At 32.6% G+C, this 23,604-nt stretch carries 24 protein-coding genes; 8 read left to right on the forward strand and 16 right to left on the reverse strand.

Features of this window, described 5'->3' with window-relative positions; genetic code table 11:
• Positions 1-28 precede the first annotated feature (28 nt).
• From NLG42_RS08080 to tsaB, 3 genes are read left to right on the forward strand one after another with little or no spacing between them, the layout of a single operon-like run.
• The gene (locus tag NLG42_RS08080; protein WP_099720285.1) at positions 29-1,411 is read left to right on the forward strand and encodes a TolC family protein; all 1,383 of its coding nucleotides are present in this window, start codon (positions 29-31) and stop codon (positions 1,409-1,411) included.
• Positions 1,412-1,417: 6 nt separating this feature from the next.
• Positions 1,418-2,710 (forward strand): efflux RND transporter periplasmic adaptor subunit, encoded by a 1,293-nt coding sequence (locus NLG42_RS08085; RefSeq protein ID WP_089059104.1) that lies wholly within the window; start codon positions 1,418-1,420, stop codon positions 2,708-2,710.
• A gap of 34 nt (positions 2,711-2,744) precedes the next feature.
• Positions 2,745-3,416, forward strand: a complete 672-nt coding sequence (tsaB, locus tag NLG42_RS08090; protein ID WP_257683446.1) for a tRNA (adenosine(37)-N6)-threonylcarbamoyltransferase complex dimerization subunit type 1 TsaB — start codon at positions 2,745-2,747, stop codon at positions 3,414-3,416.
• Positions 3,417-3,424: 8 nt separating this feature from the next.
• Here tsaB and NLG42_RS08095 read toward each other — a convergent pair whose 3' ends face one another.
• The 3 genes from NLG42_RS08095 to NLG42_RS08105 all read right to left on the reverse strand — a co-directional run bounded on the left by NLG42_RS08095 (position 3,425) and on the right by NLG42_RS08105 (position 5,786).
• The gene (locus NLG42_RS08095) at positions 3,425-4,237 is read right to left on the reverse strand and encodes a mechanosensitive ion channel family protein (protein WP_089059106.1); all 813 of its coding nucleotides are present in this window, start codon (positions 4,235-4,237) and stop codon (positions 3,425-3,427) included.
• A gap of 92 nt (positions 4,238-4,329) precedes the next feature.
• On the reverse strand, positions 4,330-4,734 hold the full coding sequence (locus NLG42_RS08100; RefSeq protein WP_089059107.1) for a hypothetical protein: 405 nt from the start codon (positions 4,732-4,734) through the stop codon (positions 4,330-4,332).
• 152 nt (positions 4,735-4,886) lie between these two features.
• Entirely contained in the window at positions 4,887-5,786 is a 900-nt protein-coding gene (locus tag NLG42_RS08105; protein ID WP_089059108.1) for a NifU family protein, read from the reverse strand.
• A gap of 143 nt (positions 5,787-5,929) precedes the next feature.
• On the opposite strand from NLG42_RS08105, the gene NLG42_RS08110 reads away from it, so the two are divergent.
• Complete coding sequence (locus NLG42_RS08110; protein ID WP_257683447.1) at positions 5,930-6,919, forward strand: PorP/SprF family type IX secretion system membrane protein; 990 nt, start codon at positions 5,930-5,932, stop codon at positions 6,917-6,919.
• Between the two features lie 9 nt (positions 6,920-6,928).
• Positions 6,929-7,447, forward strand: coding sequence for a gamma carbonic anhydrase family protein (locus tag NLG42_RS08115; RefSeq protein ID WP_089059110.1), 519 nt, complete (start codon positions 6,929-6,931; stop codon positions 7,445-7,447).
• Between the two features lie 91 nt (positions 7,448-7,538).
• On the opposite strand, the gene NLG42_RS08120 is transcribed toward NLG42_RS08115, so the two are convergent.
• The 5 genes from NLG42_RS08120 to NLG42_RS08140 form a co-directional block, all read right to left on the reverse strand.
• The gene (locus tag NLG42_RS08120) at positions 7,539-8,255 is read right to left on the reverse strand and encodes a LytR/AlgR family response regulator transcription factor (protein WP_099720281.1); all 717 of its coding nucleotides are present in this window, start codon (positions 8,253-8,255) and stop codon (positions 7,539-7,541) included.
• Positions 8,256-8,353: 98 nt separating this feature from the next.
• Positions 8,354-9,064, reverse strand: coding sequence for a dioxygenase family protein (locus NLG42_RS08125; RefSeq protein ID WP_257683448.1), 711 nt, complete (start codon positions 9,062-9,064; stop codon positions 8,354-8,356).
• 11 nt (positions 9,065-9,075) lie between these two features.
• Positions 9,076-10,185, reverse strand: coding sequence for a sensor histidine kinase (locus NLG42_RS08130; protein ID WP_089059113.1), 1,110 nt, complete (start codon positions 10,183-10,185; stop codon positions 9,076-9,078).
• The gene (locus NLG42_RS08135) at positions 10,186-10,515 is read right to left on the reverse strand and encodes a DUF4907 domain-containing protein (protein ID WP_257683449.1); all 330 of its coding nucleotides are present in this window, start codon (positions 10,513-10,515) and stop codon (positions 10,186-10,188) included. It abuts the gene before it with no gap.
• Positions 10,505-11,512 carry a Kelch repeat-containing protein gene (locus NLG42_RS08140; RefSeq protein WP_089059115.1) on the reverse strand — a complete coding sequence of 336 codons (1,008 nt, stop codon included), beginning with the start codon at positions 11,510-11,512 and terminating at the stop codon, positions 10,505-10,507. The genes NLG42_RS08135 and NLG42_RS08140 overlap by 11 nt, the downstream gene beginning before the upstream one ends.
• A gap of 240 nt (positions 11,513-11,752) precedes the next feature.
• Here NLG42_RS08140 and NLG42_RS08145 point away from each other — a divergent pair, with 240 nt between their 5' ends.
• Together NLG42_RS08145 and NLG42_RS08150 are read left to right on the forward strand one after the other, a co-directional pair.
• Positions 11,753-13,081, forward strand: coding sequence for a DUF4270 family protein (locus NLG42_RS08145; RefSeq protein WP_257683450.1), 1,329 nt, complete (start codon positions 11,753-11,755; stop codon positions 13,079-13,081).
• Positions 13,082-14,320 carry a BamG family beta-barrel-assembly machinery protein gene (locus NLG42_RS08150; RefSeq protein ID WP_257683451.1) on the forward strand — a complete coding sequence of 413 codons (1,239 nt, stop codon included), beginning with the start codon at positions 13,082-13,084 and terminating at the stop codon, positions 14,318-14,320. It begins immediately after the preceding gene.
• 2 nt (positions 14,321-14,322) lie between these two features.
• Here NLG42_RS08150 and murI read toward each other — a convergent pair whose 3' ends face one another.
• The 8 genes from murI to NLG42_RS08190 all read right to left on the reverse strand — a co-directional run bounded on the left by murI (position 14,323) and on the right by NLG42_RS08190 (position 22,755).
• The gene (murI, locus tag NLG42_RS08155) at positions 14,323-15,099 is read right to left on the reverse strand and encodes a glutamate racemase (RefSeq protein ID WP_089059118.1); all 777 of its coding nucleotides are present in this window, start codon (positions 15,097-15,099) and stop codon (positions 14,323-14,325) included.
• 152 nt (positions 15,100-15,251) lie between these two features.
• Positions 15,252-15,755 (reverse strand): OmpH/Skp family outer membrane protein, encoded by a 504-nt coding sequence (locus tag NLG42_RS08160; protein WP_257683452.1) that lies wholly within the window; start codon positions 15,753-15,755, stop codon positions 15,252-15,254.
• 14 nt (positions 15,756-15,769) lie between these two features.
• The gene (locus tag NLG42_RS08165) at positions 15,770-16,795 is read right to left on the reverse strand and encodes an OmpH/Skp family outer membrane protein (RefSeq protein WP_257683453.1); all 1,026 of its coding nucleotides are present in this window, start codon (positions 16,793-16,795) and stop codon (positions 15,770-15,772) included.
• A 42-nt stretch (positions 16,796-16,837) separates the two neighbouring features.
• Positions 16,838-19,612, reverse strand: coding sequence for a BamA/OMP85 family outer membrane protein (locus NLG42_RS08170; protein ID WP_165768083.1), 2,775 nt, complete (start codon positions 19,610-19,612; stop codon positions 16,838-16,840).
• Positions 19,545-20,285 carry an isoprenyl transferase gene (locus NLG42_RS08175; protein ID WP_089054504.1) on the reverse strand — a complete coding sequence of 247 codons (741 nt, stop codon included), beginning with the start codon at positions 20,283-20,285 and terminating at the stop codon, positions 19,545-19,547. Before NLG42_RS08175 ends, NLG42_RS08170 begins: the two co-directional genes overlap by 68 nt.
• Positions 20,286-20,289: 4 nt before the next feature.
• The gene (porG, locus tag NLG42_RS08180) at positions 20,290-20,979 is read right to left on the reverse strand and encodes a type IX secretion system protein PorG (protein WP_257683454.1); all 690 of its coding nucleotides are present in this window, start codon (positions 20,977-20,979) and stop codon (positions 20,290-20,292) included.
• A gap of 173 nt (positions 20,980-21,152) precedes the next feature.
• Positions 21,153-22,037, reverse strand: coding sequence for an NAD kinase (locus NLG42_RS08185; RefSeq protein WP_089059121.1), 885 nt, complete (start codon positions 22,035-22,037; stop codon positions 21,153-21,155).
• Between the two features lie 58 nt (positions 22,038-22,095).
• Positions 22,096-22,755: a CBS domain-containing protein gene (locus NLG42_RS08190; protein ID WP_089059122.1), complete on the reverse strand. Its 660-nt coding sequence runs from the start codon at positions 22,753-22,755 to the stop codon at positions 22,096-22,098.
• A 116-nt stretch (positions 22,756-22,871) separates the two neighbouring features.
• On the opposite strand from NLG42_RS08190, the gene NLG42_RS08195 reads away from it, so the two are divergent.
• Entirely contained in the window at positions 22,872-23,585 is a 714-nt protein-coding gene (locus NLG42_RS08195) for a pyridoxine 5'-phosphate synthase (protein ID WP_089059123.1), read from the forward strand.
• Positions 23,586-23,604 lie beyond the last annotated feature (19 nt).

Consider the following 23,604-nt stretch of genomic DNA (forward strand, 5'->3'; position numbering starts at 1 on the left):
TTGGCTGCTGTGCTTTCACTCAAAGTATATGAAAATAAATAAATATAATAGTCTTGTTTTCGCTATGTTATTCGGTTTAGGATTATCGGGGCATGCTCAAACAAAACAATGGACATTAGAGGAATGCGTGAGATATGCATTAGACAATAATATAACTATTAAGCTGTCAGAACTAGATGTTAAAACAGCGGATATTGATAAAAAAGGAGCGTTTGGTAACTATTTGCCATCTGTGAACGGAAATGCTTCCCACTCTTGGAATATTGGTTTGAACCAGGACGTTACAACAGGACTTTTGCGTAATCAAACTACGCAATATTCTTCTGTAGGACTTAACGCTGGTGTTGATATTTACAAAGGTCTGCAAAATCAAAATGCATATCGAAAAGCTAAACTATCGATTGTAGCTTCAAAATATCAATTATTAAAAATGCAGGAAGATATTTCGCTGAATGTAGCAAATGCTTTTCTTCAAATTTTATCGAATAAGGAAGATTTGAAAATTAAGAAAGAGCAGCTTATTATTGATGAAAAGCGTTTAAAACGTTCTGAAGAGATGGTAAATGCAGGAACAATTCCTCGTGGTGATTTATATGATTTAAAAGCGACAGTTGCTACAGATCAGCAAAACATAACCGTTTCAGAGAATAATTTATTGATCTCAAAATTGAGTTTAGCGCAGCTTTTGCAGCTTAAAGAATTTACAGATTTTGATGTTGTTGATGATACTAATGCAAAGGATGAAAATAATATCATGGCGCAAAATCCTATTGATATTTACAATAAAGCGAAAGAGACTAGAACAGAGTTGAAACTGGCTCAAACTAATCTTGAAATTGCCGAAAAAAATGTAGCAATCGCAAAGGGAGCTTATCAGCCGACACTTACAGGTTTTTATGGTTTTAATACGAGAGCAAGTTACAGCGATCAGATTAAACTAGACGCAAATGATAAACCTTATACAGTTGGACCTGATCCTATTTTTGATCAGTTTAGTAAGAATAAAGGACATAACTTTGGTTTTCAATTGAATGTTCCTATATTTAATGGTTTCGCTACTAGAAATAATGTTGAAAGAAACAAAGTAACTTTAGAGAAATCTAAAATAGATTTAGAGCAAAAAAGTTTAGATTTGCAACGTAACGTTTATACTGCTTTTACAGATGCAAAAGGAGCTTTAAATACTTATGAGTCAACAGTTGTAACGTTAGAAGCAAGACAGCAGGCGTATAATTATGCTAAAGAAAAGTATGATGTTGGTTTAATGAATTCATTCGATTTTACGCAAGCACAAACTTTGTTGACAAATGCACAGTCAAACGTTATTAGATCGAAATATGATTATATGTTTAAGATTAAAATAATCGAATTCTATTTCGGAATTCCAATTGTTCCAATTATTTCAAAATAATTTATTATGTCAAAAAAAACAATTTACTTCTTACTCGGCGGAGCTGTAGTGCTTATCTCCGCATTAGTAGGTCTTTCCAAAGCAGGAGTAATAGGAAGTAAAGATGAAGGAAAAGAAGTTGAAATTTCTAAAGTAGCATCATCAACAATTGTTGAAACAGTTTCAGCAACTGGTAAAATTCAGCCTGAAATAGAAGTAAAATTATCATCAATGGTTTCGGGCGAAATTATTGCTTTAAATGTAAAAGAAGGTCAAGTTGTAAAAAAAGGCGATTTATTAGTTAAGATAAATCCTGATTTATACACTTCTGGTTTAGAGCGTTCGGTTGCAAATTTATCTGGAACTAAAGCTGGTTTAACGCAATCTGAAGCAAGTTTTAAAGAAGCCAAAGCAAGTTACGAACGTAATAAAACGTTGTACGATAAAGGTGTGATTTCAAAATCAGATTGGGATAAAGCTATTTCAACCTACGAAGTTGCAAAAGCGACAAAGCAAAATGCTTATTACAATGTTCAAAGTGCATCAGCTTCTGTAACAGAAGCGCGTGATAACTTAGGCCGTACAACAATTTATGCTCCTGCAGATGGAACAATTTCAGTTTTAAATGTTGAGTTAGGAGAACGTGTTTTAGGAACGCAGCAAATGGCTGGTACAGAACTTTTGAGAGTTGCAAACCTAAATAACATGGAAGTTGAAGTTGACGTAAACGAAAATGATATTGTAAAAGTAAAAATTGGCGACGAAGCTAATGTTGAAGTAGATGCTTACTTGAAAAAGAAATTTAAAGGTATTGTAACCAGTATTTCAAACTCAGCAAGTACAACTTTGACCTCAGATCAAGTAACAAATTTTAAAGTTAAGGTTCGTATCTTAAAAGAATCTTACCAAGATTTATTAGAAGGAAAACCTAGTACTTATTCTCCTTTTAGACCTGGAATGACTGCTACAGTTGATATTATTACCACAACTAAGACAAATGTTTTAGCAGTACCAATAAGCTCTGTAGTTGTAAAATCAGATACTACTGCTGTAAAAGACTTTAAAGTTGAAGATCCAAACGAAGACAAAAAAGCAACTCCAAAAAGCGATAAAAAGTTTGAGTGTGTTTTTGTAAAAGTTGGTGATAAAGCTAAAATCAGAATCATTAAAACCGGAATTCAGGACGATACTAATATCGAAGTAATGTCTGGTTTAAAAGCAGGCGATGTTGTAATTACAGGTCCTTACACAACAGTATCTAAAGATTTAAATTCTGGAGATAAAGTGAAGCTTAAAAAAGAAGAAACACCTAAAAAGTAGTTTCTAAATAATACAAATTTTTAAAAATAATATTTTGTCTTTTATTTTAAATATCGAAACAGCAACCAAAAATTGTTCAGTATCCATTGCAAAAAATGGTGAAACTATTTTATGTAAAGAAATCGCTGAAGAAGGTTATTCACACGCTGAAAAACTGCACGTTTTCATTGAAGAGGTTATTGCTGAATCTGGAGTTTCAGTTCAAGATTTAAAAGCAGTTGCAGTAAGTCAAGGGCCAGGATCTTATACTGGTTTGAGAATTGGAGTTTCGGCAGCAAAAGGATTGTGTTTTGCTTTAAATATTCCGTTAATTGCTGTTGATACTTTGCAAACTTTAGCTTCGCAGGTTTCTATTTCTGAAGGAAAAATAGTTCCAATGCTTGACGCTAGAAGAATGGAAGTATACAGCGCTGTTTTTAATGCCAAAATTGAAATTGAAAGACCAATTCAAGCGGAGATTATAAACGAAGATTCATTTGCTGAGTATACAGATACTATTTATTTTGTTGGAGATTGTGCTGATAAATGCAAAGCTGTTTTAACAAAAGAAAACTTTATCTTTTTAGAAGAAATTAAATATCCGTCAGCTAGAGAAATGAGTAAAATCAGTTATGATAAATATCAAAAAAGCGACACTGTAGATGTCGCTTATTTTGAACCGTATTATCTAAAAGATTTTATGATGACGCTGCCATCAAAAAAATAACACTTATTTTATTTTTGAATTGTAAACGGCTGAATAGAAATTCCTGCTTCATCTAGAGCTGTTTTACAATTCTCTAATGTTTCCGAAAAGACAGTGCCATAATTTACGTTTTTTGCCCACGGGCGTACTGCAAAATCAATAGAGCTGGCAGACAGATTTTTTACAAAAACTTCTGGAGCCGGCGTTTTAAGTACATTTGGATTTTTGTTTAAAACATCTAAAAGGATATCTTTTGTCTTTTTAATGTCAGAATCATACGAAATTGAAAATGTCAAATCGGCTCTTCTTTCTCCCTGCATAGAGTAGTTAATAATTGTTCCGTTTGATAACGCCCCATTTGGAACAAAAACCGTTTGGTTATTTCCTGTAAGCATTTTGGTAACGAAAATCTGAATTTCTAAAACGGTTGCAATAACCCCTTGAGCTTCGATAGTATCGCCTACTTTAAAAGGTTTGAAAACAATAATCAACATACCGCCTGCAAAATTAGAAAGAGATCCTTGCAATGATAAACCAACAGCAAGTCCCATTGCTCCTAAAATAGCAACAAAGGAAGAAGTCTCAATTCCTAGTTTTGAAATAAAAGTTACAAATAATAAAATTCTAAGTGCCCACAATAAAATGTCGGCAAGAAATTTAGTTAAAGTAGGATCAAGATTTCTCTTAACCATTATTTTTCGAATAACTCTATTGATTAATCGTATTGCATATAAACCTACAAATAAGATTAAAAGGGCTGAGATTAGCTTTGGAGAATAATCAATTAGAATATCAATGAATTTTGTTGCGTAATTACTCAGTTGTTCTGGACTCATGTTCATCTTTTTTTAAATAAAAAAAACCTTCTCTTAGAGAAGGTGTATTAGTGGTGCAAATATAAAAAGATTTCTTTTTATAGAAAAGCGATGCATTCTTAATCTTTATCCGTTTTATCAGAAATTTTGTCTATTTCTGCAGCGCTGGCTTCACTTGCGTCCGCAACGGTTTCTGATGCAATTGTTTTAGTATTGTTAGTAAATTCGTTTGTTTTTTCTTTTACAGATTCAACTACATTGTCTAATGCGTCAGATGCTTTATCGGCATATTCGCTCACAATGTCTTTTGCCTGATGCGCATAATCAGCTGCATTCGCGATTATAGGTTCAGAAGCTTCTTTGACTTTCGAAATAGTTTCATCGGCAAAGGTTTCTGCCTTATCGATATAAGGAGCTGCAGCTTCTTTAGCTTGTTCAAAAGTACTTTCGGCTTGGTCAGCCAGATCAACCACAGTTTCTTTGGCAGAGCCAAATAAATTTTTAAAGAATGAATTTAATCCCATAATTTTCTAATTGATTGGTTTATAATACAATATTAACGAATTTTTCGTGAAATAGTAATCCGATATCGTAATAATTTATTGAAAAACAATGAGATATAAAAAAAGCGTCCGAGATTATCGAACGCTTTTAGTTATTTAAAGCAAAAGTATTGTTATGCGTTTACTGCTTCAACTTTAATAGCTTCATCATTCAACATACTTTTCAGCATGTTTTCGATACCACTTTTTAAAGTAAAAGTAGATGATGGACAGCCGCTGCAAGCTCCTTGTAGAATTACTTTTACCGTTTTGTCGTCTTCATTATAAGAATCAAAAGCGATGTTTCCGCCATCTGCAGCAACAGCAGGTTTTACGTATTCTTCAAGAATATTGATAATCTGCTGAGAAGTAACATCTAGTTTGTCAAACGCTTCATCTTTAGTAACGTCGTTTTTAGTCGCTGTTTGAACTAAACTTTCATCTAAAACAGTTCCTCCGTTTTCAATGAATTGTTTTATGAAAGTTCTTAGTTCCAAAGTGATTTCTGCCCAGTCGTTGATTTCATACTTAGTAACAGAAATATAGTTCTCATCAATAAAAACCTCTTTTACGTAAGGGAATTTAAATAATTCCTGTGCTAACGGAGATGAAGCCGTTTGATCGATGTTTTTATACTCAATTGCGTTTCTAGTCAGCATTCTGCTTACTACAAATTTTAAAGCTGCCGGGTTTGGAGTTGTTTCTCCGTAAACCGTAATAGGCTGCTTTTTAGTCTTATTTTCATCGATTGTTATAATAACACCGCCTTTGTCTACAAATGCTGCGATTTGTTCTGCAACAGCATCTTTTACATCATCCCATTCAACAATACTGTATCTTTCGATAGCAATAAAATTTCCTGAGATATAAACCGTTTTTACAAATGGTAAATAAAACAATTGCTGCGCTAAAGGAGAAGCTTGTGCTTCGTCGATATTTTTGAACTCAAAGTTTTGATTTTGAGTAATGAAGTCTTCAAATTCGAACTTTAATATAGTAGGATTTTGTGTTTCTTTTATAGTGATTTTTGTCATGGTAGTAATTTTTTGCAAATTTACTAAAGTTATTTTCTACTAATACCTATATTTGATTTTTTAATAAAATAATTATGACTCTTTTCAAGAAATTCGTACTTAATTATTAAGAGTATAAAATATTTGTAAACTCATCGGTTATTATGATGTTAAGAATCAGGTTTTTATTTATTTTTTTAATCACTACTTTTTTTTCTTATTCTCAAGAAGGAATTCCGGTTTATTCAGATTATTTATCAGATAATTATTACTTGATTCATCCATCAATGGCTGGAGCAGCAAATTGTGCAAAAATCAGATTGACAGCTAGAAAACAATGGTTTGGTCAGGAAGATGCGCCTTCACTTCAAACGTTAAGTTTTAATGGCAGAGTAGGTGAGCGATCAGGAGCAGGGATTATTGTTTTTAATGATAAAAACGGGTATCATTCTCAAAAAGGTGTAAAAGTTACATATGCACATCATCTTATGTTTTCAAGAGATGAAATCGACTTAAATCAGCTTTCATTTGGTATCAGCGGCGGATTGATTCAAAGTCAGTTAGACGAAACTAAATTTGGAGGAACTTTTGATCCTATTGTTTTTGGTTCAATTCAAAAAGACTCCTATTTTAATGTAGACATTGGTGCTTCTTATAATTTTCTTGATTTTTATGCACACGCAACAATTCAAGGTCTACTTGAAACACGACGAGAGCTGTACACAGATTACGAAAGTAATAATTTACGAAAGTTTCTTTTAAGTGCTGGATACGTATTTGGTAAAAGAGAAAAGATTACTTGGGAGCCTTCAATTTTGTTTCAATTGTTTGATCAGACGAAAGAAAAGTCAATAGATTTAAATATGAAAGCCTACAAAAACATGGATTTTGGAAGTTTATGGGCAGCTTTGTCTTATAGAAGAAGTTTTGATGGTGCGCAATTTACTTCAGGAGGTGGTGTTTCCTCCCAAAAACTGCAATATTTCACTCCTATTCTAGGTGTAAATTATAAAAATTTTATGTTTGCTTATACGTATTCTCAAGTTATGGGAGATGTAAAATTTGATACCGGAGGATATCATCAAATAACTTTAGGGATTAATTTATTTTGTAAAAAGGAACGTTACGATTGTAATTGTCCAGCAATCAATTAAAAAAATATTATGCTTATTAAATCCGTAAATGGGAAATCACCTTTGATTCCAGAAGATTGTTATGTTGCTGAAAATGCCACCATTATTGGAGATGTTACATTTGGAGACTCTTGCAGTGTTTGGTTCAACGCCGTTATTAGAGGAGATGTTCATTTTATTAAAATTGGAAATAAGGTAAACATTCAAGATGGTGCGATAATTCACTGTACTTATCAAAAACATCCAACAATTATTGGGAATAACGTTTCGATAGGACATAATGCTATTGTTCACGGCTGTACAATACAGGATAATGTATTAATTGGAATGGGAGCAATTGTAATGGATAACTGTATTGTAGAAAGTAACTCGATTGTCGCTGCCGGAGCGGTTTTAACACAAAATACAGTTGTTCCTTCAGGAACTATTTTCGCTGGTGTTCCTGCGAAGAAAGTAAAAGATATCGACCAATCTGATTTTGCAGGTGAAATCGAACGTATTTCAAATAATTATGTGATGTATTCTGGATGGTTTAAAAACGAAGAATAAATTATAAAAAATTCCAAAAAATATAAAATCCAAATTCCAAAAGAGTAAAACCTTTGAATTTGGATTTTTTTTATTTTTAAATTTAATAGAATTATAAATTGATTTTTTCAAAGAAAGCATTCTTGTAGCTTTCACTTATAGGAATCCGTTTATCACTAATCAAAACTTTATTTTTTTGTATTGATTTCACATGTTTTATATTAATGATATAAGATCTGTGAATTCTCGAAAAGCCTTTGCTTGAAAGTAAATTTTCGAGTTTTATCAAGCTGATTAAAGTCAGTGTATATTTATTATCGGTAGTATAGATTTTTACATAATCTTTCAAACCTTCAATAAACAGGATATCAGCAAAATTCATTTTAACATTTTCGTATTCAGCTCTTACAAACATAAAATCCTGCTCAAGTTCTGGAGTAAGTGTGTTTTCAGAAATTGAAGAAACAGCTGCCGCAGGATTAACAATTTGCTGCGCACGCACGACTGATTTTAGAAAACGATGAAAGGGAATTGGTTTTACTAAATAATCAACAGCGCCAAGATTGAATCCTTCTACAGCATAATCAGAATAGGCAGTTGTAAAGATAACAAGAGGTTTTTTCTCGATCGTGTTTAAAAAATCTATCCCAGAAAAATGCGGCATTTGAATGTCTAAAAAAATCAAATCAACATTATTTTGATTGATAAATGAAACGGCATCAATAGCATTATTAAAAGTACTGATCAATTCAAGTGAATCGACTTTTTGCACAAAATCTTCCAATAATTCAACAGCTAATGGTTCGTCATCAATAATTACACATTTCATCTGCAGGAGTTTAAATTTATTCGGTTTGGAATTCAAAAGTAGTTTTAAACCAGTAAATTAAGTTTTAAAATTATCATAAAATACTGGTTTGATTTCAATTATCCGTTTACGGTAATTGTTTTGGTCAAAGTATAACCATCAGTCAAATTACCTGTTAAAACTGCCATTTCGCTGGCAAGGCTGTCTGCAAAAACATTATCTCTCGTATTAGAAGTGTCGGCTTGTCCGTGAGCAGCATAATTAGTACTGGAGTAAACAGTACTCGAAGTGCTTTCAGGAAAAGCAATTTGAGTAACTAATAATGAAGATCCACTGCTCGACAAAACTTCAACATGTACATGCGGAGCTCTGCCTTGGTACCATCCTGGATAGATAGAAATAAATGAAACTTCTCCTTTAGCATTTGTTGTTTGTCTTCCTCTTAAAAAATGAACAGAAGTATAATCTGCCTGCTGCATTTGAGTTCCGCCGTATTCAGAATAATTGCCGTCTTTGTCGCAGTGCCATACATCTACTAAAACATTCGACAGCGGCAGGCAGTTATTATTTTTATTTTCAATAATTAAATTGATCAATAGGGCAACTCCAACTCGGTCAGATTTTATATTTTCTAAAACTAATTGGCTTGGTGTTTTGATAGGAAAAGGACCTTTAGTTTCAGATGGTGAAACAGTACAGCTTCCGTCGAAAGATGAGTCTGCGCCAGAATCATCATTATCACTTTTAGAGCATGATTCTAATATTTTTGAAGCACCAGCCAAAGCAGTGATGCCCAAAAGACCATTTCGGATGAATTTTTTTCTGTCCATAATCTTAAAATTTAATTTACTGTAGTTTTAATTTTATCTAACTTTAGATTTAAATGCACGCGGTAAAATTGGTTATCCTGGTTTATAGTTAGTTCATGAGCATTTGGATAAAGTAAATCCAGTCTGTTTTGAATATTTACTAGTCCAATACCTGAATTTTCAGGGTCTTTTATGTAATTCTCAATTGTATTTTCAATCCAAAAATCAAGATTGTTTTCTGAAATGAAAATTTTAATTTTGATATGCGCTGCACCTTTATAATCTGTTCCGTACTTAAAAGCATTCTCAACAAATGATATTAGCAGCAAAGGTTCGATAAACTTGTTTTTAGTATCGCCATGAACATTAATTACAATATCTTCAATGTTGTTAAGTCGTAGTTTTTGCAGTTCGATATAATTCTGAATATAATTTATTTCCTTTTCTAAAGCCACCGTTTTATTATCTGTTTCGTACAGCATGTAACGCATTAACTCAGATAATGTCACGATGGCATCAGGGACCAAATCAGATTTTTTATGTGCTAGAGAATAAATACTGTTTAGTGAATTGAATAAAAAATGCGGATTGGTTTGTTTGCGCAAATAAGTCAATTCAGTATTTGTTCTATGGGTTTCTGCAATTAGTTTATTTTGTTCATTACTATAAAATTCTGTCAAGGTTCTTATAATTGCACTTATGGTAAGAATTAAAATATAGAAAAAGGAAGGGCCGATTTTAAAGAAAAGCGGACGTTTCATTTCAATTTTTAAGTTGTCAGCTTTTCGTAAAAGAATGGTTTCATTTGGCATGAAATGCGGGCGGGCAATATTTGAAGGCGGTAAATGTCTGAATTCAGGAATAAAATAATTAATTCTGATGATCATGAAAACAGCAATAATTATAAATGCAAATAGAAAATACTGCCAATACTTTTTTTGTAAAAGAAGAGACGGAACCATGTAATAATAGTTGAGGTAAAACAACATTATTCCTGATGCCCACTGAACATAAAAATCATTATTGATCCTAAACGGACTTTCATAAAACTGAATTAAGGAAGTCAGAATGAAGAAAACCCATATAATACAATGGAATAGAATTTTGTTTGAGTTAGTATTTTTGATGGCTCCGATTTTCATTTATAATTTTATTTTTAATAAAATTAATTCATTTTTGTTTACTGTTGGTGATAAGTTTTGGCTGAGTTTTTCAACTACTAAATGAGCAGTTTTTAATGCATCTTCTTCTGTAGAAAAACTTTTGTTGTCACTTATTACTGGTATAATCGATTGTTTTATAATGATTTTATCTTTAAACAAAATCGAGTATCCCCAGCCGGAATTGGTTTGAAATGTCTCTGTTTTATAAATCTCTTTTTTTCCGCAAGAAGCCATTTGTAAAACAAGACACAAAAGCAATAAATTCTTCTGGATATTACTCCAGAAGAATAGTTTATTATTAATTATCATTGTCATTTTGTTCCTCCAAAGGTTTAAATTCCCAAGCATCATCAAAATAAGAAGAACCAATTCTTCCTAGCATATAAAAACCACGATTATTTATCGCAAAGCCTACAGCATCAGTTCTTGTTGCTCCTTCAAGCGGAGTTCTTTCAACCCAAAGATCCGTAGTTGGATTGTACTCCCAAATTGTTTTTATGTTTTCGCCGCCTACTATATATCCTAATCCGTTTATCGAAAAACTTGATGCATTGGCACGTACAATTGCATATTCGTCATTATATGAATAATCATCATCAGTATCTTTGTCGATGTCTCTTTTTCTTGTCCAAGTATCAGTTGCAGGATCAAATTCCCAAAAATCTTCCTGATACACACTATTATTAATTCCGGTAGCGAGATATGCTTTATCAGCAATTACAAATACGGTCGCATTACGTCTTTTATTACCGCTAAAGCCGTTTACAAGTGTCCAGCTGTTTGCTTGATCATCATATTGATAGAAATCTTTTAGATAATTTCCATCATAACCAGTTCCAAAATAAGCTTTACCGCCAGCCTGAAAGCCTACTGCAGCATAACGAGCTGTTCCAGCAAAATCTGTTTTTTGAGTCCAGCTGTTGTTAGAAGGATCGTATTGATAAAAATCCTTCAGTTTATTAGTTCCATCATATCCAAGTCCAATGTAACCTTTATTGTTTAATGCAAAACTAGAGGCAGAGCTTCTTCCTGTGCCAATAAAATCTGCTTTTTGCTCCCAATAATCTCCATTTGAATTGTAAGCCCATAAATCTTTCAAGTATACATCGCCAGTATAACCAGCGGCAACATATGCATAATCACCAATTACGAAACTTGTGGCACTCGATCTTGCAGGTCCGTCAAAAGCGGATTTTTTCACCCAGTTTCCCATTAATTCATCATCCTCGTCGTCATTGCTGCAGCTTACAAAAAAGAGACTAGAAAGTAATGAAGCGAATAATATTCCTTTTTTAAAATTATTCATAGTGTATTAAAATTTATTTATTGGTTCAAAAGTAGGTTGGAGAAGAGTTTTAAAAAAAGAAGATATATGTATTGCCCTTTTTGATAGACTAAATCATGCTTTTTTAAGGCGAATGAATTATTGACAGCACTTTATCTATTATAGATGTTTTTTTACTGTTTATAGGATGAAAATGCAAGACTGTATATGTTATAGTGGTGTCTAGAGAGCGCCACTTTATATTTGCGCAAAAAATCGATTATGCGCAAGTTGTTATTTATGTTGTTTTTTGCCTTTACATTATTTTCATGCGGAACAGATACTGATACTGGAGAATTTGTCGTAGGATCTGATTATTTAGCGTTGAATAATAAGGTTATTATGATCGATACTGTAACGGTCGAGATGTCTACAATAAATTTTGATTCGCTGGTGACTTCAAATCAAAGTCGAATCTTAGTTGGAAATTATGATGATCCTATTTTTGGTAAGGTAAAATCGAATAGTTATTTTCAGTTGTCATCAAATAATTATGCTTTAAATAATGGCGGTTCTGATACGGAGTATGTTAATTATGTTTTTGATTCCATTTCTATGGTTTTAAAGTATGATAACTATTTTTACGGTGATACAACTAAAATTCAAACATTTAATATTCATCGTTTAACGCAAAAAGTAAAGCCAAATACTGATACTGGAAGTTTTTATAATAATTCGAGTTTGAGTTACGATGAGGAAAGTTTGGGAACATTCTCATACAAGCCTCGTCCAGTTGGAAAAGATTCTATTAATATAAAAATGAGTAATGCATTTGGTGAAGCTCTTTTTCAAAGAATAAAGAAAAGAGATATTTCTGATTTTGACACTTTTACAGAATATCTAAAGGGACTTGTAATTGTACCATCGTCATCTAATTCGGCAAGTGTTATTGGGTTTAATACCTCTAAGAGTTTAGTGCGTTTGTATTACTCCAGATATCAGGCAGGTGTCGATGAGGTTCCATTTGTTATCGATTTTTCTGTTTTGGATGCCACAAAACAGTTCAATTCTATTTCTTTAGATAAAACAGGAACATTAATTCAAAATCTTCCTATTTCCAGTAGTAAACTTTCGAGTGCAGCAACTAACAAACAGGGATTTATTCAGTCTGGAACAGGAGTTGCCTGTCGTATCGATTTTCCAAATTTAAGACAGTTGAAATATATTTCAGATAACGGCGCCATTGTCGACGCACAATTGATTTTAAAACCAGTCAATAATTCTTATTCTGAAAAATATCCGTTGGCAGATTCCCTAAAAATATACGTAGGAGACAATTTGAATAGAATCAGCAGTTCATTGCTAAATTCTGCTGGAGCTGCAGTTTATGGTATTTTGAATAAGAAAAGTGATGAGTTCAATGAAAACATCGGATATACGATACCGCTGGGTAATTTTCTACAAAAAGAAATGCTTCGATCTTCTGATTCTAAATCTTCTTTAATCCTAACGCTTCCGGGTATTTCGAAAACTGTAAATAGAATTGTTTTAGGAGATCAGAAGCATTTAAACAATAAAATTCAACTTAAAATATATTACATCTCCTATTAAATGAAAAATAAGATAGTTTTTTTTTACTGCGCCATTTTAATATCGTTTGCATCATTTTCTCAAAGTATTTCAAGTTCGCCGTATTCATTGTATGGAGTAGGTAGTTTATACGATGCCGATTTTGGATCGCTTCCTTTAATTGGATCCGCAGGAATCGCACTGCCGTCAGATAGTTTTATCAATAATCTGAATCCAGCTTCATTGGGTTCACTTCCGCTAAACCATTTTATGTTTGATATTGGCGGTAAAGCTATTGCTACAACTTATCAAAGCAGTTTAAAAACAGAGAATCGCAACAATTTTCAGTTCTCACATATTGCATTTGCTTTTCCAGTAACTAAAAATTCTGGTTTTAGCGTTGCATTGCGTCCATATTCTAGCTCTGCATTTAAAATTTCTAATCTTATTCTGCCAATTGCAGATAGTCAGGAATCCTATAGTTTATCGGCTACAGGTTCGGGCGGATTGAACAATTTTGATTTTTCTTATGGGTATCGATTTGGTAAAAAACTTACAGTAGGAGCATCTGCAGCTTTGTTGTTTGGAAACACTGTTGATGATAGAGTTTTTACAATTCTCAATTCGGTCACTACCATACATAAAAAAACAGATTACAACGGACTTCGTGCGACATTGGGAACTCAGTATAAAATTGATTCTACATTTACTATTGCTGCAACAGTCAAATTGCCAGCACAAATTAAAGGTTCAAAAGTACAGTCGGTTGAGTCAATAAACGATAATGTGGTGAGTGATATTCAATCTGAAGCAGTTTCTGATGTAGATGATTATTATATGCCTTTAGAAATTGGAATTGGTATTAGTAAACGATTCAAAAAAGTTTTGAACATGACTTTCGATTATGAAAAAAGCTTATGGAAGGATACAAACCAATCTGATTTCTATGGAGATTATGTAAACCAAGACAGGTTTGCGCTTGGTTTTACTTATTTTAACGAAAAACGTAATTACAGAAAGTATTGGGATAGAGTCAAATATTCTGCTGGTGCAAATTTTGATACGGGATATCTCGAAATAGACGGAAAAAGAATTAACAATGCTTCGATTTCAATTGGAGTTAATCTGCCTATCGAAAATACTTTTTCAGCCTTAAATATTTCATATTCATACGGGCAAAAAGGAAGCATTTCAAATAATTTAATTAAAGAAAACTATCATAAACTTTCTGTAAACTTATCCTTAGATGGTATTTGGTTTGTTAAAAGAAAGATAGAATAAAATTAAAAATCTTTTTGGACTACGTTGTATTTATGTTCTAAAATGGAATCTAAAACAACTGGATTTGAATTAACATAAAATATAGGTTCGCTTTTTTGAGCTGTTGTAAAACCTACTTTATCGCGTAAAATATTTTGAGTTTGTCTTGCTACTGCTTCTCCAGAATCTATAATCTGAATATGTTCAGGAAGAATCTTTTTAATCTGAGGAATTAAATAGGGGTAGTGGCTGCATCCTAGAACTAGATAGTCAATGTTTGCATCTATCATAGGCTGCAAGTATGATTCTAAAAGCTGTGTCATTTCGGGAGAATACAAATTTCCATCTTCAATTAACTGAACAAGCCCATAACCAACCTGTTCAATAATTGTTGTGTTTTGAAACATTTCTGCAGTCTTATTAAACAACTCGCTGTTTAATGTTCCTTTTGTAGCCAGGATACCAATGACTTGTGTTTTAGAGTTATTGGCTGCAGGTTTTATTGCAGGTTCAATTCCAATAAATGGAATATCATAATCATTTCGGAGTTCTCGAATAGCATTTGTTGTTGCTGTATTACATGCTACAACAATTAACTTGCATTTCATATCCAGTAAAAAGTCTACATTTTTTTTACTTAAGGCAACAATCTGCTCTTTGGTTTTTTGACCATAAGGAGCATTTTTACTATCGGCCAGATAAATTGTTTTTTCATTTGGAAGTAAGTTATGAATGGCGCTCCAAATTGAAGTTCCTCCAATTCCAGAATCAAAAACACCTATAGGATTATCGTTTGTCATAGTACAAATTTAGTATTTTTTGAAACAAAATGATAGTTGAAATTAATTGTAATCAGCGAATGATATGTTTTTTTTATTTTAAGTAAATGTAAAAAAAAACTGTTCAAATTTTTTAAAAATTTGAACAGTTTTAATTAGCGAATTCGTTTTTATTAGAATCCTAAATCTTTTTTTACATCAGCAGTAATGTTTGGACCATCAGCTAATAATAGAGTAGAACCATCTAAAACATATTGGAAACCTTTAGCTTTTCCAATTTTTTGGATAGAAGCTCTTACTTTTTCCATTAATGGTTTTACGATGTCAGTTTCTTTTTGTTGCAATTCTTTTTGAGCATTGTCTCTATACTCAACAATTCTTTTTTGCATGTCTTGAACTTCTTTAGAACGATCTCCATTAACAGCTTCTGTTACAGTTGCAGCTTCAGCTTCGTACTTTTTGATTTTAGTTTGATACTCATCAACCATTTTTTTGTATTCAGCATCATACGTACCACTTAATTTTTGCAGTTGATTTTGAGCATCAAGCATAGCAGGCATTTTCGACATAATGTCGCTTACATCAACATGGGCAACCTTCGCCTGTGCGTTCATTGTGTTACTTGCTCCTAAAATTAGTATTGCAGCAATTAGTAAAGTTTTGATTTGTTTCATCATTTTTAAAATATTAATTAATTATTGGTCGTATTAGTTTTTTGTGTTTCGGCCTCTCTTGCTTTTTTCGCCGCTTCTCTTTCTTCTAATATTTTTTTTCTTCTTTCTTCTAATTCTTTTTTACGCTGTTCGTAAAGTTTTTGTCTTTCGGCGGCTTTATCTACCGCAGGTTCAGCTGTTGTTGTGGCAGCAGCAGCAGCAGCAGGTTTTGCTGTTGTTCCATCCGTTTTAACTGCTTCGGTTGTTTTTGCTGCCTGAGTTGACTTTGCTGGTTCAGAAACCGTGCCATTTTTTTTAGCTTCTCTTTCTTCTAGTATCGCTTTTCTCCTGTCATCATACTCTTTTTTCTTAGCTTCTTGCTCCAGTCTTCTGTCTTCAATAAGCTTTTCTCTAGCCGCTTTTCTTTCATCTAGAACTTTTTGTCGATCAGCCATAGCAGGATTTTCATCGATAGCATTTTCTTTGCTTTCTTGTACTTCCTGATCTTTCAATTGTTTTTTCGTCAACTGTTCTCTTTTGTCAGTTCTGTTCAAGATGCGTATAACCTGATCGCTGATATCAAATCTTTTGTTGCTGAAAAGCATTGTCAAATCTGATGATTTATCAAAAATAAAATCGTAATTTTTAGCTTCTGCAATATCTTGAACGGCAGTAAATACCTGATCTTGAATTGGCTTTGCCAAAGCAGCTTTTTGTCGAATTAAATTTCCGTCAGCTCCAAATTGTTTTTGCTGATAATCCAGCATTTCGTTTTCTAAGAACTTAATTTCAGTTTCTTTTTCATCAATTAATTCTTTGGTTAACAAAGCTTTTTCTGCTTTAAGGTTTTCCTTAAGCGTATTGATGTTTGTTTTTTTTGTTTCTATTTCTTGTTTCCACTTTTGAGCTTTCAACTCTAATTGTGACTTTGCTTCTTTATAATCAGAAACATTTTCCAAGATATATTCCATATCAATATAGCCAATTCTAGTTGTCTTGCCTTGTGCCTGACTTGTATTAGCTACAATCAAGGCTAAAAATATAAATAAAAATTGTTTTCTCATAACATTACTTTATTCGATGATTTTTAACCAAACGTATTATTTCTAAAATTGTTGTCCAATAATAAAGTGAGTTTCCCAACCATTTGCTTTGTTTGTAACAGATCCTGGCAAAGCATCGAAACCATAACCAAAATCGATACCTAATAATCCAAATGCAGGCATGAATACACGTAAACCAGCTCCAGCAGAACGATATAAATCGAACGGGTTGTAATCCCTGAATGTTGGATATGATGAACCAGCCTCTAAAAACGTCAATGCATAGATCGATGCAGATGGTTTTAATGTTATTGGATAACGTAACTCCATTGAGAATTTGTTGTAAATAGTTGCTCCAATTTGCTGCCCGTATCTAGAACTTGTTTTGTCTTCAATAATTGGCGTCAATGAGTTGTTTGGATAACCTCTTAACTGTATAGTTTCTCTACCATCCATAGAGTAGTTAGCCATACCATCTCCTCCTAAATAAAAACGTTCAAATGGTACAACACCTCTAGATTGATCGTAAGCACCTAAGAAACCAAATTCTGTTAATGTTCTTAAAACTAATTTACCATATACCTTAGTATACCAGTCTGCTTTAAATTTAACTTTATAATACTCTAACCAATTGTATTTTTTCTGATCCACTTTAGCTTGATCTGTATCTGCATTTGCATAATCAGATCCCACACTTACCGTTTGATTACTGCCATTTATAGATTCACTTTTTGTGTAATCTCCAGGATTTATTGGTTGCCCATCAGCTCCTGTCATAGTGGTTGTGCCATTATATCTTGTTTTGTATTCTTTTTCATTAGCTAAATTTCCATAATCTACTCCATTAAATAAAGAATATGGAGGTGTTACTTTAGCAGAGATACTAAACTCAGAACCATAAGTTGGGAATATCGGGTTAACCCCTTTATTGCTTCTTGAAATTCCTATTGTATAAGCAAGGTTTCGAGATGCTCCGTTACCAAAAGTAAACAAACCAGTATAGTAATTATTCAAATCATAATGCTGATAACTTACAGATTGTGATAATACAAAGTAATCATCCGGCACAGTAAGACGTTTCGCTAAACCAACTTGTACTGTAAAAATATTAAAACTTTGGCTTCTATCAACAGTTCTTGTAACATAATTATTATTAAACTGTTTACTGTATGAGATAGATGAGCTAAATTGTACTGGTTTTTTTCCTCCAAACCAAGGCTCAGAAAATGATAAACTGTAAGTCTGGAAATAAGTACTTCCTTGTAAACGAAGTGCTACTTTTTGTCCGTCTCCCATTGGAAGTGGTTTGTAAGCATCTTTGTTAAATAATTTTCTCGCCGAGAAGTTGTTGAAAGATAGACCTAGGGTTCCAATGAAACCACCTCCGCCGTAACCTCCTTGAAGCTCAACCTGGCTTGATCCTTTTTCTACTAATTGGTATTCAATATCAACTGTTCCCGCTCCTGGATCAACATTTCTAAATTCAGGTTTGATAGATTCAGGATCGAAGAATCCTAATTGTCCAATTTCACGAATTGTTCTAACTAGTTCTTCTTTGCTGTATTTGTTTCCTGGTTTAGTTCTTAACTCACGATAAATAACGTGGTCATTTGTTTTGTCGTTACCCGTAACATATATTTTGTTGAAATATGCAATTGGACCTTCAGTAATTCTAATTTCAAAATCAATAGTATCATTTACAGTTTTTACCTCTACAGCATTGATTTTTGAGAATAAATAACCATTGTTTTGGTATAAGTTTGTAATGTCTTCCCCGTCAGGTTTTGAATTATCTGCAATTCTTTTTTCAAGCATTACACCATTATAAACTTCTCCTTTTTTGATTCCTAAATAACGATTTAACTGCTGATCTGAGTAAACTGTGTTTCCTAAGAATTTTATGTTTCCAAAGTAATACTTGTTTCCTTCTTCAACATTGATTTTAATGCCAAGCATATTTTTCTCTTTGTTGTATTTAACAGAGTCATAAATAATACGTGCATCACGATATCCTTTTTCTTTGTATGCAGAAATAACTTTTTCTAAGTCAGTTTTGTATTTTTCTGGAATAAATTTAGAGGCTTTTAAAACACGGAAAACATTTTTCTGTTTTGTGTCTTTCATAGCTCCTCTTAATTGACTTTCTGTAAGTTGTTTATTTCCAATAAAGTCAATGTTGCTGATTTTTACTTTGTCACCTTTATCTATACGTACCAACATATTAACCTGATTACCGGCAATTGTATCTGGTGTTGTTGTAATAGTGACTTTAGTATTGTAAAAACCGTCTTTTTTGTATTTGTTTTCGATGTAGTTTTTTGTAGTAGTAATTAAGTTCTCGTTTACAATTTTGTTTTTGGTCAAATTGTTATCCTTAATTAAAGCTTCGATTTTGCTTTTCTTTACACCAGTGATTTTAACTTCATTAAGCTTTGGGAGCTCAACAATATTTAAATCTAAATAAATACTGTCATTTTGAACTTTATTAATGTAAAAAGCGATTTCGTCGAAAAGACCAAGCTTGCCTAATTTCTTAATTGCGCTGGTAATTTCTTCTCCGGGTACAGTTATTTCCTGACCTGTTTGAAGTCCAGAAAATGTTACTACAGTTTGTTCGTTAAAGCTAATTTTACCAACTACAGAAACTTTGGCCAGTATATACTTTTTTCCTTGATCAAAAGGAACTCTTTCTTGTGCTTTAATTTGTGAAAAACTACCCAAAAGTAAAAGGGTAAAGACTATTTGTATTCTTTTTTGTAACACTAAAAAATTATTTAATTTGTTCACTGGTTTTTCCAAATCTACGTTCTCTTTTTTGATAACTAATAATAGCCTCATATAAATCTTGATCTTTAAAGTCTGGCCACAAGACATTAGTAAAATACAATTCTGCATAGGCGATCTGCCATAGCAAAAAATTACTTATTCTATGTTCTCCACTTGTTCGTATTAACAAATCTACATCAGGTAAATTTTGCGTGTAAAGATGCTCATTTATAATTGAATCGTCAATAGCGTCTATTGAAATTATATTATTTTTAACTTTATCACTGATGATTCTAACGGCATTTACCAATTCTTCTCTCGATCCGTAACTTAGAGCAAGAGTTAGCGTAAGACGAGTATTGTTTTTTGTTTTGTCAATTACATCAAGCAGTTCTCTTTGAGCAGATTTTGGTAATTTTTCAAGATTTCCAATTGCATTAAGTCGAATGTTGTTTTCTTGAAGCGTAACAAGCTCTTTTTTTAATGAATTGATTAAAATCTTCATTAATGCTTCAACCTCTAGTTTAGGACGATTCCAGTTTTCTGTAGAAAAAGCATATAAGGTTAAGTACTCGATACCAAGCTTAGCACAAGTTGTAATTGTTTTTTTAACGGATTTTGTGCCATTTTCATGTCCAAATGCTCTTAAAAAGCCTTGTTGTTTAGCCCAGCGTCCATTTCCGTCCATAATAATGGCCAGATGTTTAGGTAAGTTTGATTGATCTATAGAGTCTATTAAATTCATTGTATTATTCTGCGCAATAGCAAGGTTTTTGTCCAAAGGTATACGTTAATGTTAAACCTGAGAAAACATACCAGTCATTGTTATTTAAATTTCCAAATTTTAAAATGTTTGCATTGCTGGTTTTTGGATTGCTTCCATCAATGTTGTCTGTAAATGTATATCGTGCTCCAACTTCGGCTGCTAAGACAAAGCGAGGCGTTATATTTGATTTTATACCCAATGTCATTGGTATTGCAAACGAATTTGAGTTTACTTTCTGTGTAACATTTGGGCTTGTTGCATAGCGATACAATCCGTCGTAAATAAAAAAACTTAATCCAGAGTATATATAAGGAGTAATTTTTCTGTGATAATCATGCAAATTAAAATCAAAAAAATTGAACTCCAAACCTGCAGAGATTTCTTTTACATTATTTTCAAAACGATATCCTCTTCTGTTTCTTCCTGTTTCATCTGAATCTAAATCATTTCCTGCGACAGTTGACTGCGTGTAGGAAATTCGATAAGAGTGACGAGGGCTTTTATTCCATTTATACAAAACACCAAAAGCCAGTTTGTCAGGGTTTATGTAAGTTGTGCTTCCCACATCGCCTACAAAGTTGCTTCCGCCAAGAAAAGCACCAATCTCATTGATTTGAGCATTTAGTGTAATAAAGGGAAAAAAACATAACAATAAATTAAAAATTTTCTTCATTTAATTCAGAATTGCGTGCAAATATAATAATTATCGATACGAATCAACGTTCCTTTACATAAATGTGCTTTTTTTTCAATTTACAATATGATTTCGAGACATTTAATGATGATTCACTACAGGCAGAACGAGAAAATGTGCTGTTATCGTATAGTGTTGAGTAAGAAAAAGGGTTAGTTTCTCTTGTCTTCTCCCCAAAGCAATTTGTTTCTTAATGTTTTTAAGAAGGTTTCGCCTGGTATCTCGACCATTTTTATTTTGTAATCTGTTTTTTTGATTTTTAGAATCGATTCATTTTTTACAGATGAAATTCTAGAATCTAATGAAACTAAATATTGATCTTCTCTGCCTGAAACACGCAATTTAATTTCTGTGTCATCTGGTATAACAAGTGGTCTTGCGGTTAAGTTATGTGGCGCAATAGGAGTAATGACTAAACTTTTTACGTCTGGCGTTAAAATTGGTCCGCCGCAGCTTAATGAATATCCTGTAGAACCTGTAGGAGTAGAAATAATTAGACCGTCTGCCCAATAAGAATTTAAATATTCATTGTTCAAATACGTTTCTACGGTTATCATCGAGGTAGTATCTTTTCTGCTGACTGTTACTTCGTTCATGGCGAAGTTAAGTTCCGCGAAAGCATCATTTTTTGGTTCGCAGGTTATACCAAGTAATGTTCTTTCGGAAGTAGTGTAATTTTGATCAATAACAAATTGCAATAAACTATCAATATTTTCTTTTTGCACTTTAGCTAAAAAGCCCAAGCGACCGGCGTTAATTCCTAAAAGTGGCACGCCCGAATTACGAACTAAGGCAGCGGCTCTTAAAATTGTTCCGTCACCGCCAATACTAATAAGCATTTCAAAACTATCATCTAAAGTAGTGCTTGGTGAAAAAGTTTTGTATTCCTTTTTTATAAGCTGCTTGTCGTAAAGCATATTTAGGAAGTTTTCTTCAATTACCATTTCCACATTATTGGAACTTAAAAACGTGAAAATGTCTTTTATGATAGGTTCGGTACTGTTTTGATAATATTGTCCGTAAATGGCTATTTTCATTCTTCTTAATTAGCTAATGAGGGAATGTGTTAATTTATTTAATTGAGAATTTTCTAATTTAAATATTAAGATACTTGTCTAAATAATCAGAGCGTTCTTTTAAGCTGTTAATATAGGTGTCTTCTTGGTGTTCTGAGATTATTTCATAACCATATCTTCTATAGGTTTGAATTATTTCATTCATTGCACCCAATCCTATTTTTATGGTAATTTGAACATTTTCTAAATCAGCTTCAGAGACAAAACAGCCTAGTATTTTTCCGTTATTGCTTTCAACGATTTGTGTTACCTCGCTCATTGAATAATCTAAAAGACCTTTTTGAACGATAATAATTCCGCCTTGTTCCTTTATAAAAGGAGTTTCCTGAAAAAACTTCATTATATCTTCTATTTCATAATAACCGACATAGGAGTTGTTTTCGTCAAGAACGGGAATAGTATTAGTATGGTTTTTTGCAAAAACTTCTAAAACATCAAGCCAAATCATAGATTTTCTGGCAAAAAAACGTTCTAAAGTATATTTGTAATCAATTGTTTTTTTGTCTGAATCAAAAGTTTCAACATCATCAGAAGAAATACTTCCAATGAAAATTCCTTCCTCCAAAACAGGGAAATGAGAAAAATTTACCTCGGCAAAAAAGTCTTGAACCGATGCTATAGTTTCCTGACCATCAATTGGTCCGAAATCATTGGTGATATAGTTTGTAATTTCTGTCATAAATCAATTGGAGATATTTCATGCAAAATAATCAAAAAATACCAAAAACTGCTGCGTTTTACTTTGTATTTTTGTCGTAACAAATATAGTGTTACTAGAATTAATTATCTATTTATATGACAAAGTTAAGTGTAAATATCAATAAAATCGCAACGCTGAGAAATGCGCGCGGCGGAAATGTTCCTGATTTATTAAAAGTTGCTGTAGATATACAACGTTTTGGAGGACAGGGAATCACGATTCATCCGCGTCCAGATGAACGACATATTCGCTATCAAGATGCACGCGATTTAAAAGCAATCGTTACTACAGAATACAATATCGAAGGAAATCCACAGCATAATTTTATTGATTTAGTTCTCGAATGTAAGCCAGATCAGGTAACATTAGTTCCAGATGCAATTGGAGCAATTACTTCTTCAGCAGGTTGGGATACGATTGCAAATCAATCTTATTTAACAGAAGTTATTCAAGAGTTTCAACGCAACGGAATCAGGACTTCTATTTTTGTAGATCCAGTTTTGGAAGTTATTGAAGGGGCAAAAAAAACGGGAACAGATAGAATTGAATTGTATACTGAGGCTTTTGCACATCAATACGACTTAGGAAATAAAAACGGAATTGATCCTTATGTTAAAGCAGCAGAATTGGCAAATGAATTAGGTTTAGGAATAAATGCAGGACACGATTTGAGTTTAGATAATATTCAGTTTTTTAAACAAAACATTCCAGGATTATTAGAGGTTTCTATTGGTCACGCTTTGATTTCAGAAGCGCTTTATCTAGGCTTGGATAATGTTGTGAATATGTATTTGAATAAATTGAAATAAGTTTAAAAAATTAAACAAT

It is taken from the genome of Flavobacterium plurextorum, from assembly GCF_024638035.1.
Classification (GTDB): Bacteria; Bacteroidota; Bacteroidia; order Flavobacteriales; family Flavobacteriaceae; genus Flavobacterium; species Flavobacterium plurextorum.

Bases quoted from the DNA above. Each gene is read 5' to 3' on its own strand.
- NLG42_RS08115 (WP_089059110.1), top strand. From the start codon at position 6,929: ATGCTTATTAAATCCGTAAATGGGAAATCACCTTTGATTCCAGAAGAT.
- NLG42_RS08100 (WP_089059107.1), bottom strand. From the start codon at position 4,734: ATGGGATTAAATTCATTCTTTAAAAATTTATTTGGCTCTGCCAAAGAA.
- NLG42_RS08120 (WP_099720281.1), bottom strand. From the start codon at position 8,255: ATGAAATGTGTAATTATTGATGACGAACCATTAGCTGTTGAATTATTG.
- NLG42_RS08140 (WP_089059115.1), bottom strand. From the start codon at position 11,512: ATGAATAATTTTAAAAAAGGAATATTATTCGCTTCATTACTTTCTAGT.
- NLG42_RS08150 (WP_257683451.1), top strand. From the start codon at position 13,082: ATGAAAAATAAGATAGTTTTTTTTTACTGCGCCATTTTAATATCGTTT.
- NLG42_RS08135 (WP_257683449.1), bottom strand. From the start codon at position 10,515: ATGATAATTAATAATAAACTATTCTTCTGGAGTAATATCCAGAAGAAT.
- porG (WP_257683454.1), bottom strand. From the start codon at position 20,979: ATGAAGAAAATTTTTAATTTATTGTTATGTTTTTTTCCCTTTATTACA.
- NLG42_RS08195 (WP_089059123.1), top strand. From the start codon at position 22,872: ATGACAAAGTTAAGTGTAAATATCAATAAAATCGCAACGCTGAGAAAT.
- NLG42_RS08190 (WP_089059122.1), bottom strand. From the start codon at position 22,755: ATGACAGAAATTACAAACTATATCACCAATGATTTCGGACCAATTGAT.
- NLG42_RS08085 (WP_089059104.1), top strand. From the start codon at position 1,418: ATGTCAAAAAAAACAATTTACTTCTTACTCGGCGGAGCTGTAGTGCTT.
- NLG42_RS08185 (WP_089059121.1), bottom strand. From the start codon at position 22,037: ATGAAAATAGCCATTTACGGACAATATTATCAAAACAGTACCGAACCT.
- NLG42_RS08130 (WP_089059113.1), bottom strand. From the start codon at position 10,185: ATGAAAATCGGAGCCATCAAAAATACTAACTCAAACAAAATTCTATTC.
- NLG42_RS08160 (WP_257683452.1), bottom strand. From the start codon at position 15,755: ATGATGAAACAAATCAAAACTTTACTAATTGCTGCAATACTAATTTTA.
- murI (WP_089059118.1), bottom strand. From the start codon at position 15,099: ATGACAAACGATAATCCTATAGGTGTTTTTGATTCTGGAATTGGAGGA.
- NLG42_RS08095 (WP_089059106.1), bottom strand. From the start codon at position 4,237: ATGAACATGAGTCCAGAACAACTGAGTAATTACGCAACAAAATTCATT.
- NLG42_RS08165 (WP_257683453.1), bottom strand. From the start codon at position 16,795: ATGAGAAAACAATTTTTATTTATATTTTTAGCCTTGATTGTAGCTAAT.
- NLG42_RS08080 (WP_099720285.1), top strand. From the start codon at position 29: ATGAAAATAAATAAATATAATAGTCTTGTTTTCGCTATGTTATTCGGT.
- NLG42_RS08125 (WP_257683448.1), bottom strand. From the start codon at position 9,064: ATGGACAGAAAAAAATTCATCCGAAATGGTCTTTTGGGCATCACTGCT.
- NLG42_RS08110 (WP_257683447.1), top strand. From the start codon at position 5,930: ATGATGTTAAGAATCAGGTTTTTATTTATTTTTTTAATCACTACTTTT.
- NLG42_RS08170 (WP_165768083.1), bottom strand. From the start codon at position 19,612: ATGAGGCTATTATTAGTTATCAAAAAAGAGAACGTAGATTTGGAAAAA.
- NLG42_RS08145 (WP_257683450.1), top strand. From the start codon at position 11,753: ATGCGCAAGTTGTTATTTATGTTGTTTTTTGCCTTTACATTATTTTCA.
- NLG42_RS08105 (WP_089059108.1), bottom strand. From the start codon at position 5,786: ATGACAAAAATCACTATAAAAGAAACACAAAATCCTACTATATTAAAG.
- NLG42_RS08175 (WP_089054504.1), bottom strand. From the start codon at position 20,285: ATGAATTTAATAGACTCTATAGATCAATCAAACTTACCTAAACATCTG.